This window comes from Methylophaga sp. OBS3 (assembly GCF_026319325.1).
Lineage (GTDB): Bacteria > Pseudomonadota > Gammaproteobacteria > Nitrosococcales > Methylophagaceae > Methylophaga.
The window spans coordinates 97,218-111,551 of sequence record NZ_JAPDMU010000003.1 but is presented as its reverse complement, the minus strand read 5'-3'; the positions used below and the strand labels follow the sequence as shown (position 1 = coordinate 111,551).

At 44.9% G+C, this 14,334-nt stretch carries 11 protein-coding genes; 10 read left to right on the top strand and 1 reads right to left on the bottom strand.

Translation table 11 applies throughout. The features are described from left to right. The first annotated feature begins 44 nt into the window (after window positions 1-44). The 3 genes from OMP94_RS07260 (at window position 45) to OMP94_RS07250 (ending at window position 4,701) form a co-directional block, all read left to right on the top strand. Window positions 45-1,625 (top strand): peptide chain release factor 3, encoded by a 1,581-nt coding sequence (locus OMP94_RS07260; protein ID WP_266277616.1) that lies wholly within the window; start codon window positions 45-47, stop codon window positions 1,623-1,625. A 215-nt stretch (window positions 1,626-1,840) separates the two neighbouring features. Beyond that, window positions 1,841-4,141: an FdhF/YdeP family oxidoreductase gene (locus OMP94_RS07255; RefSeq protein ID WP_266277615.1), complete on the top strand. Its 2,301-nt coding sequence runs from the start codon at window positions 1,841-1,843 to the stop codon at window positions 4,139-4,141. Window positions 4,142-4,248: 107 nt separating this feature from the next. Beyond that, window positions 4,249-4,701 carry a CBS domain-containing protein gene (locus OMP94_RS07250; protein WP_266277614.1) on the top strand — a complete coding sequence of 151 codons (453 nt, stop codon included), beginning with the start codon at window positions 4,249-4,251 and terminating at the stop codon, window positions 4,699-4,701. An 18-nt stretch (window positions 4,702-4,719) separates the two neighbouring features. Here OMP94_RS07250 and OMP94_RS07245 read toward each other — a convergent pair whose 3' ends face one another. Beyond that, entirely contained in the window at window positions 4,720-5,007 is a 288-nt protein-coding gene (locus OMP94_RS07245) for a DUF3579 domain-containing protein (protein ID WP_266277613.1), read from the bottom strand. Between the two features lie 278 nt (window positions 5,008-5,285). On the opposite strand from OMP94_RS07245, the gene ileS reads away from it, so the two are divergent. The 7 genes from ileS to rpsA all read left to right on the top strand — a co-directional run bounded on the left by ileS (window position 5,286) and on the right by rpsA (window position 14,297). After that, a complete protein-coding gene (gene ileS, locus OMP94_RS07240; protein WP_266277612.1) occupies window positions 5,286-8,069 on the top strand; it encodes an isoleucine--tRNA ligase in 2,784 nt (927 codons plus the stop codon). A 15-nt stretch (window positions 8,070-8,084) separates the two neighbouring features. Next, window positions 8,085-8,552 (top strand): signal peptidase II, encoded by a 468-nt coding sequence (gene lspA / locus OMP94_RS07235; RefSeq protein ID WP_266277934.1) that lies wholly within the window; start codon window positions 8,085-8,087, stop codon window positions 8,550-8,552. Further along, the gene (gene hisC, locus OMP94_RS07230; protein WP_266277611.1) at window positions 8,549-9,643 is read left to right on the top strand and encodes a histidinol-phosphate transaminase; all 1,095 of its coding nucleotides are present in this window, start codon (window positions 8,549-8,551) and stop codon (window positions 9,641-9,643) included. The genes lspA and hisC overlap by 4 nt, the downstream gene beginning before the upstream one ends. Next, on the top strand, window positions 9,636-10,523 hold the full coding sequence (locus tag OMP94_RS07225; protein ID WP_266277610.1) for a prephenate dehydrogenase: 888 nt from the start codon (window positions 9,636-9,638) through the stop codon (window positions 10,521-10,523). Before hisC ends, OMP94_RS07225 begins: the two co-directional genes overlap by 8 nt. A gap of 16 nt (window positions 10,524-10,539) precedes the next feature. Then, window positions 10,540-11,859 (top strand): 3-phosphoshikimate 1-carboxyvinyltransferase, encoded by a 1,320-nt coding sequence (aroA, locus tag OMP94_RS07220; protein WP_266277609.1) that lies wholly within the window; start codon window positions 10,540-10,542, stop codon window positions 11,857-11,859. After that, a complete protein-coding gene (cmk, locus tag OMP94_RS07215) occupies window positions 11,852-12,514 on the top strand; it encodes a (d)CMP kinase (protein WP_266277608.1) in 663 nt (220 codons plus the stop codon). The genes aroA and cmk overlap by 8 nt, the downstream gene beginning before the upstream one ends. A 109-nt stretch (window positions 12,515-12,623) precedes the next feature. Continuing rightward, the gene (gene rpsA, locus OMP94_RS07210) at window positions 12,624-14,297 is read left to right on the top strand and encodes a 30S ribosomal protein S1 (protein ID WP_266277607.1); all 1,674 of its coding nucleotides are present in this window, start codon (window positions 12,624-12,626) and stop codon (window positions 14,295-14,297) included. Window positions 14,298-14,334: the final 37 nt, after the last annotated feature.

Here is a 14,334-nt window from a genome sequence, read left to right as displayed (position 1 = left end):
GGTCTTGCCGAACCGGCGCTAAGCAGTTTAATTAAGAAACCAATATGTCTAATCCAACCCTGCAAACAGCGGTTAATAAACGCCGTACTTTTGCCATTATTTCGCATCCCGACGCGGGTAAAACAACGCTGACTGAAAAGCTGCTGTTATTCGGTGGTGCTATTCAGATGGCAGGTAGTGTTAAGTCTAGAAAAACAGACAAACATGCCACTTCTGACTGGATGGAAATGGAGAAAGAGCGTGGGATTTCGGTGACATCTTCTGTCATGCAATTTCCCTACAAAGACAGAATCGTTAACCTGCTTGATACACCGGGTCACGCCGACTTCTCTGAAGATACCTATCGTACGTTAACGGCTGTTGACTCAGCTCTGATGGTTATTGATAGCGCCAAAGGTGTTGAAGAACGTACCATTAAATTGATGGAAGTGTGTCGTTTACGTGATACGCCGATTCTGACCTTTATTAATAAATTAGACCGTGAGGGGCGTGAACCGCTTGAACTTCTTGATGAAGTCGAGCGTATCTTGGATATTCGTTGTGCGCCGATGACTTGGCCCATCGGAATGGGTAAAGGCTTTAAAGGTATTTTTCACCTCTACAATGACAGCGTGCGTTTATTTGAACCGCACAGCAAAGATGCCGGGGAATTAATTCAAGGTTTGGATAACCCTCGCCTTGATGAATTATTTGGCAGCATGGCGCAGGACCTACGTGATGAAATTGAGCTGGTGCGTGGCGCGAGTGATCAATTTGATTTAGACGCTTTTCTTGCTGGTGAAATGACGCCTGTTTTCTTTGGTTCGGCCATGAACAACTTTGGTGTCACTGAGCTCATGGATGCTTATGTCGAGTTCGCGCCAGCACCACAAGCGCGTGAAACCAAAACGCGTAGCGTTGAAGCCAATGAAGAGAACTTCACTGGCTTTGTCTTTAAAATCCAAGCCAATATGGACCCAAAACACCGCGACCGAATTGCCTTTATGCGCGTTTGTAGCGGGCATTACACTAAAGGCATGAAATTACGCCAAACGCGTATCGGTAAAGATGTGACGATTGCTAATGCCGTGACCTTTATGGCGGCTGAACGTGAGCAAGCAGAAGAAGCTTGGCCGGGTGATATTCTTGGTCTGCATAATCATGGCACGATTCAGATTGGCGATACCTTTACCGTTGGTGAAGATCTGCAATTCACGGGTATTCCGTACTTCGCACCTGAATTATTCCGTCGTGTTCGTCTGAAAGATCCGCTTAAAAACAAAGCCTTGCTAAAAGGCTTACAACAATTGAGTGAAGAGGGCGCTACTCAGTTATTCCGTCCATTAGATAACAACGACCTTATTCTCGGCGCAGTCGGTGTGCTGCAGTTCGATGTGGTTGTTCATCGTCTTAAAGGTGAATATGGCGTTGAGTGTGCTTACGAGCCGGTACAAGTTCACACGGCCCGTTGGGTCTATTGTGATGATGCGAAAAAACTCGAGGAGTTTAAACGTAAAGCCTCTCTTAACTTGGCATTAGATGGCGCTGATAATCTGACCTATATTGCCCCAACTCGGGTTAATCTTGATCTGACCATGGAGCGCTGGCCTGAGATTGAATTCCGGGCAACACGTGAACATCTCTGAAATATTTAGATACGCAAAAATTTATAAAGCTAGATAGCTCGGTGGTAATGGCCTGAAAGTTAGTAAATATGTGGGTTTTAGCATATTTTCTTAAGTCAATACTGCCGCTATGCTCTCCCAAACTCTGTTCTAGAGAGCCAGTTTTTAGTGCGAATTATTTGTTAAATAATCGAGCGATGACTGGTGGTTCTGATTTTTGTTTGTGGAGACCTTCCTTGAGCCATTACAAACCGTATAACGGACCAGCTGCAGGCTGGGGAGCATTAGTCAGTGTTACTAAAAGCTGGTTAGGCAGTCGAAATGCGGTAGCCAATATCAAGGCGATGCTCAAAACCAATCAAGACCATGGTTTAGATTGCCCCGGATGTGCATGGGGCGAGACACCTGAAAAAGGCATGATCAAGTTTTGTGAAAATGGTGCTAAGGCGGTCAATTGGGAAGCCACGAGTCGCCGAGTTGATCCTGTTTTTTTTGCCAAGCATACGGTTAGTGAATTACTCGAGCATGATGATCATTGGTTAGAGTCACAGGGCCGAATCACTCACCCGATGCGTTATGACGCAGCAACCGACACTTATCAGCCAGTGACATGGCAAGTTGCTTTTAAGCAGGTTGCTAAACACCTTAAGGCAATGGATTCACCACACCAAGCTGAGTTTTATACTTCTGGTCGTGCCAGTAATGAAGCAGCATTTTTGTACCAACTGTTTGTTCGAGCTTTTGGTACCAATAATTTCCCAGATTGTTCAAATATGTGCCATGAAGCAAGTGGCATTGGCATGTCAGAATCAGTCGGTGTGGGTAAAGGTACGGTCAGATTCGAAGACTTTGCTGAAGCCGATGCTATTTTTGTGATTGGTCAAAATCCGGGTACTAACCATCCTCGTATGTTGGAGCCACTGCGTGAAGCGGTGCATCGTGGTGCTCAAGTCGTATGTTTTAATCCATTAAAAGAGCGCGGTTTAGAACGTTTCCAACATCCTCAATTACCATTTGAGATGCTTAAAAATGATTCTGAGCCTACCAATACAGCCTATTTTCGTCCTGCATTAGGTGGCGACATGGCGGCAATTCGTGGGATGGCGAAGTTTCTTTGGCAATGGGAACAAGAGTCGCTGCAAAACAATACTGCACCAGTATTTGATCGTGATTTTATTGCCGAACATACCGATGGCTTAGACGATTATTTGGCAGAGCTGGATAAAACTAGTTGGGCGCATATTGAGCATCAGTCTGGTTTAACCTTGGCTGAAATCGAAATGGCCGCCAATATGTATCGTAAAGCTGACAGAGTCATCATGTGTTGGGCGATGGGCGTGACACAACATGTACATTCGGTCGCTACCATTCAAGAAATTATCAGTTTGCAATTGCTACGAGGCAATATCGGAAAACCTGGTGCAGGATTATCGCCAGTTCGTGGTCACAGTAATGTACAAGGTGACCGAACTATGGGGATTGATGAGCAACCGCCAGAAGCTTTACTTGATGCTGTGGAAGCTCGCTTTAAATTTAAGGTTCCTCGTGCGCATGGTCACACTACCGTAAAAGCGATTGAGGCAATGGAGCGCGGTGAGGTCAAAGTGTTTTTTGGCTTGGGCGGTAACTTTGTTCAAGCGGCACCAGACACACCAAGAACCCATGCTGCAATGCAAAACTGTGGGCTGACGGTACAAATCTCAACCAAGTTAAATCGTAGCCATTTAATCATGGGCAAAGAAGCACTCATTTTACCGTGCTTAGGCCGTACTGAAATTGATGCTCAACAGTCGGGTAAACAAGGCGTCACCGTTGAAGATACGTTTAGTATGGTGCATATCTCATATGGTCAGCTGAAACCTTTTTCACCATTACTTAAATCTGAAGCTGCGATTATTGCGGGTATCGCCAACGCAACCTTAGGCAAACACCCAGTTGATTGGTTATGGCTGATTGAAGACTATGCAAGAATTCGTGATTTAATTGCTGACACAATTCCCGGCTTTACCAATTTCAATGAAAACGTTGATAAACCGGGTGGTTTCTACCTTGGGAATCCGGCAGCAGAGCGTCAATGGCGAACAGACACTGGTAAAGCGCAATTTATGCGACACGCGTTACCAACAACGCTAATCAACCAGCAAATTATTGATGCGGGGCAGCAACCAGAACTGATTTTACAAACCATGCGTTCACATGATCAGTACAACACAACGATTTACAGTCTTAATGACCGATATCGTGGGGTTTACGGTATGCGCGATGTTATTTTTGTAAATGAAGCTGATCTCGCGCGTTTAGGCATTAAGCATGGTGAAAAAGTGGATATCGTTTCACTTTGGCATGATGGTAAAGAAAGACGGGTCAGTAATTTCACCGCATTAGCATTTGATATTCCAACAGGACAAGCGGCGGCCTATTACCCTGAGACTAATCCGCTAGTGCCGCTAGAAAGTTATGGTGATAAAACCTTTACGCCCACATCGAAGTTTGTCGCGATCAAACTGTCAAAGTCGGCAGACCAACAAGCGGCTTAATTAAAAAGTCATTGAAGTATCTATTATTTCAATGACTTAGCAAATCACTTGCAGCCTACTGTTTCGTCAAGCAAAATAGCTTTGACGCAGGTCTTTGGGGAGACACCATGAAAGTCAGATCCATTACCAAGAACAAAGGCAAGCCAGTTATTGGCTTAAACCCAACTGACTCCTTGGATAAAGCCGTTAATCTTATGATGGAGCATCGTATCGGTTCGTTAGTGATAACGGATAACGGCGCTTTGATCGGGATTTTGTCTGAGCGTGATTTGCTTCGAGTGTTACATCAAAAACACGCGATGTGGAGTCCTTTGACAGCAAAGGATGCGATGACCCCTGATCCTTATACCTGTGAACCAGATAATACCTTGGAAGAGGTCATGAATATTATGGTCGAACATAATATTCGACATTTACCAGTGGTCTATAAGGGGCGCTTGGAAGGGATGTTATCGATAACCGATATCGTTGAAGAATTGCTGAAAAAAGCCAAGTTCGAAAATAAGTTATTGAAAAATTACATTCAAAATTGGCCAGACGCTGAGAATGCGCCGGAATAGATTTCAGACAATAGTTGTTTAATTTTCTTGGGGTTGAACGCGCCGTTCAACTTGCAACTTATTTTCGCGGCCAAAATCTAACAAAAACTCAAATAACATCTCGTCTTGCTGTTCTAACTCAGCATTAATTACGACAGATTTAACACCATCAACAGAAGCCATTTTGACGTGAGGATGAAAGATGATCCGACGTCCAGGGCCATAACTCGCCACGGCGCCACATAAACGTTCAGCCCAATCACTTGGCCGAAATTTACCGCCGTCTTCAGTTAGACCTTTGATGATGACTTTTTCACTTGCTGACATTGCCTGAGGCTCTTCATTGGTGAATATCTTTTGAAGCGCACATTTTACTGTAATTTCGAGAGCTTGTTTACCTCTGCAATTCGTTTAATGGAGATTAATCTGTTCAATGTCAAAGTACAGCAAAAGTTATTGCTAAACGGCTTCTCAATATCTTCAGAAAATAGCTTCCTAAATGAGCTGAAGCAGTCAATAAAATAAAAGCGTCACTGATAATTCAGGTCACGCTTAAAAACCCGTATAATCATGCGCTTTATGTAACGACAAACGACGAGAAATTTGTGGCTGATTACAAACAGACGTTAAATCTCCCCGCGACTGATTTTCCAATGAAAGCAGGTTTGCCTAACCGTGAACCGTTGATTCTAAAGCGTTGGCAAGAACAAGACTTGTATAAGCAATTGCGTGTGCAAAACGCTGGCAAGCCAAAATTTATTTTGCACGATGGCCCGCCGTACGCGAATGGCGATATTCATATCGGCCATGCGGTTAACAAAATTCTCAAAGACATGATTCTCAAATCAAAAACGCTGAGTGGTTTTGATACGCCTTATGTACCGGGTTGGGATTGTCATGGTTTACCTATTGAGCTCAATGTAGAGAAGAAAGTCGGTAAGCCGGGTGTCAAAGTCTCTGCTGCGGAATTTCGTCAAGCATGTCGTGATTATGCTGCCAAGCAGGTAAACGGTCAGCGTGAAGACTTTAAACGTCTAGGTGTTCTAGGTGATTGGGAAAATCCATACTTAACGATGGATTACCAATTTGAAGCTGACATCATCCGAACTTTAGGCAAAATCACTGCAAATGGTCATCTGCACAAAGGTGTTAAACCGGTTCACTGGTGTGTTGATTGTGGTTCAGCATTAGCAGAAGCCGAAGTTGAATACGAAGACAAAAAGTCTCCAGCGATTGATGTTCGTTTCAAAGTTATTGATGACCCTGCCTTTAATGCTGCTTGTGCTAATACTGGTCACGGTGCAATTAATATTGCTATCTGGACCACGACGCCTTGGACGCTGCCAGCTAACCAAGCGGTCTGTTTACATCCTGAACTTGATTACGTTTTGGTTCAGTGTGCCGATGAGCGTTTAGTGCTGGCGGAAGCACTTTATGAAAAAGCACTGGAACGCTTTGAATTAACAGGTGAAGTGATTGCGCGTGTTAAAGGTGCGGCATTAGAAAACCTACAGTTGCAGCATCCTTTTTACGACAGACAAGTGCCAGTCATTCTTGGTGACCACGTCACCACAGATGCGGGTACCGGTGCTGTGCATACTGCACCTGGCCATGGTCAAGATGACTTTGTCGTCGGTCAGCAATACGGTTTAACCGTTGATAATCCTGTTGGTGGTAATGGTGTGTTTTTACCTGATACACCGCTGTTTGCAGGTCAGTCTGTGTTTAAAGCGAATCCATTGGTGATTGAGACACTCAATGAAAAAGGTGCTTTGCTGTGTCATATCGATATTCAGCATAGTTATCCGCATTGCTGGCGTCATAAATCGCCAATCATTTTCCGCGCAACACCACAGTGGTTTATCAGCATGGACCAAAATGGTCTGCGTGATGCGGCGATGCAAGAAATTGCCAAAACAACTTGGTTACCTGATTGGGGCCAAAAACGTATTGAGAATATGGTATCAGGCCGTCCAGATTGGTGTATTTCTCGTCAACGGACTTGGGGTGTGCCAATCCCATTATTTGTTCATCAGCAAACTGGTGAACTACATCCCAATACAGCGGCATTAATCGAGCAAGTTGCTGAAAAAGTAGAACAGGGCGGAATTGATGCTTGGTTTGATCTGCCTGCTGAATCGCTGATTGGTGATGATGCAGCAGTTTATGACAAAGTGATTGATACCTTAGATGTCTGGTTTGACTCCGGGGTATCGCACGCCTGTGTATTAGATCGTCGTGATGAATTAGCACGTCCAGCCGATTTGTATTTAGAAGGTAGTGATCAACATCGTGGTTGGTTCCAATCTTCATTGCTGACATCAGTTTCTGCAACAGGTCACGCACCCTACAAAGCAGTTTTAACTCACGGCTTTACAGTGGATGCTGAAGGCAAAAAGATGTCCAAATCAAAGGGCAATGTCGTCGCACCACAACAAGTAGTTAACAATCTGGGTGCCGATATTATTCGTCTTTGGGTGGCAGCTACCGATTACAGTGCAGAAATGACGGTTTCTGACGAAATCCTTAAACGTACTGCTGATTCATACCGTCGTATTCGTAATACAGCACGTTATTTATTGTCGAATCTGAATGACTTCTTACCAGAAGAGAACTTAGTACAGACATCAGAGCTATTGCCTTTGGATCGCTGGGTATTAGACCGTGCATGGCAAATGCAGCAAGACATTATCAAAGCTTACGATAACTATCAGTTCCACCTGATTTACCAGAAAGTACATAACTTCTGTGCTAACGAATTGGGTAGTGCGTACCTTGATATCACTAAAGATCGTCAATACACCATGCAGGCGGATAGTCTGGGGCGTCGTTCTTCGCAAACTGCGATGTATCACATCTTAGAAGCTTTAGTTCGCTGGATCGCGCCAATCTTAAGCTTTACTGCTGATGAGCTTTGGGAGTTTATTCCTGGGAAATGTAACGACTCTGTATTGCTCAATGAGTGGTATCAAGGTGTTCTGCCACAAGATACTGATGCGTTAATTTCATCAGCAGATTGGGATAACATTTTTGATGTTAGAGAGCGGGTTGCTAAAGAGCTAGAAGATGCACGCAACCGTGGTGAAATCAAAGGTGGTTTGACTGCTGATGTGCAAATCTTTGCCAATGAAAATGCACCGGTCAGCAAGTCATTACAGAAACTGGGCAATGAGCAGAAGTTTTTATTCATTGTGTCGGGATTGACCTTGGTTGCTGATGATACCGCTGGTGATGACTACCGCATTACGATTCAGCGTAGTGAACATCAACGTTGTGAACGTTGCTGGCACCAAACTGATGATGTTGGCAGTCATGCCGATCATCCAGAGCTTTGTGGACGATGTGTTGATAACGCTTTTGGTGATGGTGAAAACCGTCAGTTTGCCTAAAGCTTGAGGTTGATGATGCTGAAATATTTATGGCTTAGCTTTGCGGTAATAGTTGCTGATCAAGCAACCAAAACCATTATTTTGAACTGGTTGGACTTGTATCAAACCGTTCCAGTCATGCCATTTTTCAACCTGACATTGGCTTATAACACCGGTGCTGCATTTAGCTTTTTAGCGAGTGCTGGTGGCTGGCAACGTTGGTTCTTTGTGATTTTGGCAGCCGTTATTGTCACGGTGTTGACGGTTTGGTTAAGTCGGCTTGCTAAAACTGCAAAACTTGAAGCAATTTCTTTGGCATTAATTATCGGTGGTGCAGTTGGTAATGTCGTTGATCGTCTGATGCACGGTCATGTGATCGACTTTTTAGATGTCTATGTCGGCACCAATCATTGGCCTGCATTTAATATCGCGGACTCTGCTATTTGTGTGGGTGCAGTATTACTCATCATTGACAGTTTCCGTAAACCTGCAGAGAAAGCATGAATTATCAAGCATTAGCCGTAAGCCAACTGGCCGATTTACAACCGTACGTTCCGGGTAAGCCGATTGCTGAGTTACAGCGTCAGTACGGTATTAAAGATATCGTTAAGCTGGCTTCGAATGAAAGCCCGCTTGGTCCATCTCAAGCCGTTCAAGCAGCGATTGCTTTGGCTGTGCGTGAAACAACTTTATACCCAGATGGTAATGGTTTCGAGCTGAAACAGGCTTTGGCCACAAAATTTGCCTTACAACCAGAACAAATTACCCTTGGTAATGGCAGTAATGATGTTTTAGAGCTGACAGCACGTTGTTTTGCCGGCCCCGGTGACGAGGTCATGTTTGCCCAGCATGCTTTTGCGGTGTATCCAATAGCCACCAAAGCAGTTGGTGCTACAGCAGTTGAAGTACCAGCCGTGGATTATGGTCATGATTTATCAGCCATGCTCGCTGCAGTGACTGATAAAACCAAACTAATTTTTATTGCTAATCCAAACAATCCAACCGGTACGGCTGTTGCTCATAGCAAACTTGAACAATTTTTGGCTGATGTGCCACAAAATGTCATGGTCGTTTTAGATGAGGCGTATCTGGAATATAACGATAACTCAGTGAATACACTGACGTGGTTAGCGAAGTTTCCTAACCTCATTATCTGTCGGACATTTTCAAAAGCATATGGCTTAGCGGGTTTACGAGTTGGTTATGCTTTGTCTCATCCTGAAGTCGCTGATTTGTTAAATCGTCTGCGTCAGCCGTTTAATGTGAATAGTTTAGCTTTGACGGCAGCGGTCGCAGCACTTGGTGATGATGATTATCTCGAACGTGCGAAAGCGATTAACGAAGCCGGCATGTTGCAATATGAGCAAGGCTTTGCAGCTTTAGGTCTGAACTATATTCCATCAAAAGGTAACTTTATCTGCGTAGATGTTGGTCGCTCTGCAGCTGACGTTTACGAAGGCTTGCTGCGTGAAGGGGTGATTGTTCGTCCTGTTGCGGGATACGGTTTGCCAAATCATTTGCGGATCAGTATCGGCCTTGAACAAGATAATGCTCGCTGCTTAATAGCGTTAACAAAGGTGCTTAACCATGATTAAAAACCTCGCCATTATTGGGGTTGGTTTGATTGGTGGCTCTTTGGCACTGGCTTTAAAAAAAGCTGGCAAAGTTGAGCATGTAACGGGGTATTCTCGATCTGCTGATGCCCGTGAAGAAGCATTGCAATTGGGATTAATCGATACAGCAGCTGACAATATTACGGATGCTGTCAAAAACGCAGATGTGGTTTTTGTCGCGGTGCCTATGGGCGCGATGCAAACTGTTTTTGCTGAAATAGCGTCGTCATTACAGCCCGGTACTATTGTGACTGATGGTGGCAGTGCTAAGCAGCAGGTGATTGATGCAGCAAAAGCAACGCTGGGTGAGCACTACACAAACTTTGTTCCTGGACATCCAATTGCGGGAACAGAACGAAGTGGTCCTTCAGCAGCATTTGCAGAATTATATGAAGCGCATCGCGTGGTATTAACGCCAACGGATGTGACCAACGCCGATGCATTAAATACAGTCCAGACAATGTGGCGTCACTGTGGTGCTGAAGTGTTTGTGATGGATGTACAACATCATGATTTAGTACTGGCTGCGACAAGTCACCTGCCACATGTGTTGGCATTTAATTTAGTGGGCATGCTGGCCGCGCGGGATGATTGCGATGAAGTTCTTCGCTATGCAGCAGGTGGTTTTCGCGACTTTTCGCGAATCGCATCAAGTGATGCTGTGATGTGGCGAGATATATGTTTGGGTAACCAAGACGCCATTCTTGAATTGTTAAGACAGTATCGTGTTGGCCTCGACAAAATTGAGGCAGCCATCCGTGAAGATAATGGCGACTATTTAATAGATTTTTTCAGTCGGGCAAAGCGTGCCCGAGACAGCCGCTTTGCTGAACCAGGCTTAATTGATAACAGCGAAGTTTAATGGAGCAAGTTACATCGTGAGCGAACAAAGTAATTTACAGTTTATTGTCCAACCGGGTGGCAAATTAAGTGGTCATATCCGTGTGCCGGGTGATAAGTCGATTTCGCACCGCACCATTATGTTGGGCTCATTAGCTGAAGGAACCACTGAAGTCACTGGTTTTCTCGAAGGCGAAGATGCGCTAGCAACATTAGCTGTTTTTCGTAGCATGGGCGTACAAATTGAAGGCCCTGATAACGGCAAAGTGACCATTCATGGTGTTGGCATGCATGGCCTTAAAGACCCGCAAAAAAATCTAGATGTAGGTAATTCCGGTACATCAATTCGTTTGTTAAGTGGTTTACTGGCTGGCCAAACCTTTGGTGTCACAATGAGTGGTGACAGCTCATTGGCAAAACGCCCCATGCTACGTGTTACCGAACCTTTGTCTTTGATGGGCGCAAAAATTGATACGCTCGAAGGCAAACCACCGCTCACCATTCACAGTGGCAATACCTTGAAAGGTATTGATTACCAATTACCTATGGCAAGTGCACAGGTGAAATCCTGCTTATTACTTGCCGGTATGTACGCTGATGGCGAAACAAGCGTTACTGAGCCAGCACCGACACGTGACCACACAGAGCGGATGCTCAAAGGCATGGGCTATGACGTCAAAGTGGATGGTAATAAAGTAACTATTCGTGGTGGTGGTAAGTTAACGGCTGCCAAAATTGATGTGCCTGCTGATATTTCCTCTGCCACATTCTTTATGGTGGGCGCTGCAATTGCCCCAGGCTCCGATATCACATTACAACACGTTGGCATCAACCCCACACGTATTGGCGTCATTAATATCTTGCGATTAATGGGCGCTGATATTGCTTTATCAAATGAAAAAGAAACCGGTGGTGAACCCGTCGCTGATATTCGTGTTCGCTTCGCACCACTCCATGGTATTGAAATTCCTGAGGATCAAGTGCCATTGGCGATTGATGAATTTCCAGCCATTTTTATTGCAGCAGCCTGTGCTGATGGCCAGACAGTGTTAACTGGTGCAGAAGAATTGCGCGTTAAAGAAAGTGACCGAATTCAAGTCATGGCTGATGGTTTACAGGCATTAGGTATCGATGCTCAGCCAACTGGGGATGGCATGATTATTCAAGGTGGTGTTATTGGTAGTGGTGAAGTCACAAGTCATGGTGACCACCGGATTGCCATGTCGTTTGCAATGGCCGGACTGCAAGCCGGCGGTAGCATCTTAATTAATGATTGCGCCAATGTTGCGACGTCATTCCCGGGATTCGTCGAGTTAGCGCAACAAGCAGGTTTAACTATCGAGACGCAGGATGTTTGACGTTCCTGTTTTAACGATTGACGGGCCAAGCGGTTCCGGCAAAGGGACTTTGGCGCAACGTTTAGCGGTAGAACTTGGCTGGCACTACCTTGATAGTGGTGCGATTTATCGTGTTCTCGCGCAAGCTGCGCTGCAAGCCAATATCGACTTCTCTAATGTGGTCGCATTAACAGCATTGGCTGAGAAGCTGCCGGTTACGTTTAAAGTTGAAGATGATGGGCTTGTCGTGCTGCTAAATGGTGAAGATGTGTCTTTACTCATTCGTAGTGAGCAAGCGGGTAATGCCGCCTCTAAAGTTGCTGCAATCCCAGAAGTTCGTGCGGCTCTATTGCAACGCCAAAGAGATTTTCGACAAGCACCAGGCCTTGTCACCGACGGAAGAGATATGGGTACCGTCGTCTTTGAAGATGCGCCATTTAAAGTATATTTAACTGCAAGCGCCGAAGTTAGAGCGCAACGTCGGTATAAGCAGTTGAAAGAAAAAGGAATTGATAGTAACCTTTCCGATCTTATTGCAGAAATCACTGAGCGTGATGAGCGAGATCAGCAACGAGATGTGGCGCCATTAAAACCCGCTACTGATGCGATGATACTCGATTCCACAGCCTTAGGTATTGATGCTGTTTTTCAACGGGTTAGAGAATTCGTTCTCTAATTCTATTGGGTGATCTAAATGGATGGTCCATTTAGATTTTTTGTAACTATCCTGCATTTTGCAGGTTTAACGGGTGATTCTGTCATCGACGGAATCAAGGATGTCAATAATGAGCGAAAGCTTTGCAGAACTCTTTGAAGAGAGTCTAAACGCCACACCAATGCAACCAGGTAAAATCGTTACCGGTACGGTTGTAAATGTCGGTCCTGACGTGGTGATGGTTAATGCCGGTCTGAAATCTGAAGGCGCAATTCCAGTTTCTGAATTCCTGAACGAAAAAGGTGAAATTACCGTTTCTGTTGGTGATTTGGTCGATGTGTCGCTGGAATCTCTGGAAGACGGCTTTGGTGCAACTCAGTTATCACGTGAAAAAGCGAAAGCGGCTGAAGCGTGGGTTCGTCTGGAACATGCATTTGAAGCGAATGAAACTGTTACCGGTATCATTTCAGGTAAGGTTAAAGGTGGTTTCACTGTTGATCTGGAAAATATCCGTGCGTTCCTGCCGGGGTCTCTGGTCGATGTACGCCCAATCCGCGATACTTCTCACCTGGAAAACAAAGAGCTGGAGTTCAAGCTCATTAAATTGGATCGTCCACGTAACAATATCGTTGTGTCACGTCGCGCCATCATGGAACAAGAAAACAGTGCAGAGCGTGAAGCGCTGTTAGAAACCTTAGAAGAAGGTATCGTTGTCAAAGGTATCGTTAAGAACCTGACAGACTACGGTGCATTCGTAGACTTAGGTGGTATCGATGGTCTGTTGCATATCACTGATATGGCATGGAAACGTGTTAAACACCCATCTGAAGTTGTTGCTATCGGTGACGAGATCGACGTTCAAGTTCTGAAATTTGATAAAGATCGTGAGCGTGTATCACTGGGTCTGAAACAATTAGGCGACGATCCTTGGAAAGACATCGCACGTCGTTATCCAAATAGCACTCGTATGCATGGTAAAGTTACTAACATTGCTGACTACGGTTGCTTCGTTGAAATCGAAGATGGCGTTGAAGGTTTAGTCCACATGTCTGAAATGGACTGGACTAACAAAAACGTTCACCCATCTAAACTGGTTTCTCTGGGTGATGAAGTTGAAGTTATGGTTCTGGATATTGATGCAGAACGTCGTCGTATTTCTTTGGGTATCAAACAATGCCAAGCTAACCCTTGGGAAGAGTTCTCGATGACCCATAACAAAGGCGACAAAGTGAGTGGTGCGATTAAATCAATCACTGACTTCGGTATCTTCATCGGTCTGGATGGTGGCATCGATGGTCTGATTCACCTGTCTGATATCTCTTGGGAAGAAGAAAACGAAGAACTGATTCGTGACTTCAAGAAAGGTGATGATGTTGAAGCTGTTGTTTTGGCAATTGACCCAGAACGTGAGCGTATCTCACTGGGTATCAAACAACTCCAAGACGACCCATTCTCAGCTTACCTGTCTGAAAACCCACGTGGCAGTATCGTAACTGGTAAAGTCACAGCTGTTGATGCTAAAGGCGCAACAATTGAACTGGCTGAAGGTGTTGAAGGTTACGTTCGTGCAGCGGATATTGCGCGTGAACGTATCGAAGATGCAAGCAAAGTTCTGAGTGTTGGTGATGATGTCGAAGCTAAGTTTACTGGCATGTCACGTAAAGATCGCACGTTGAATCTGTCTATCAAAGCAAAAGATGATCAAGAAGAATCTGATGCAGTGAAAGAGTACAGCAACGTTTCATCTGGCAACACAACGCTGGGTGATTTGCTCAAAGAGCAAATGGATCAAAAAGACAGCTAAAACTGTCTATGGGCAGGCATCCGACATAAGTCGGGTG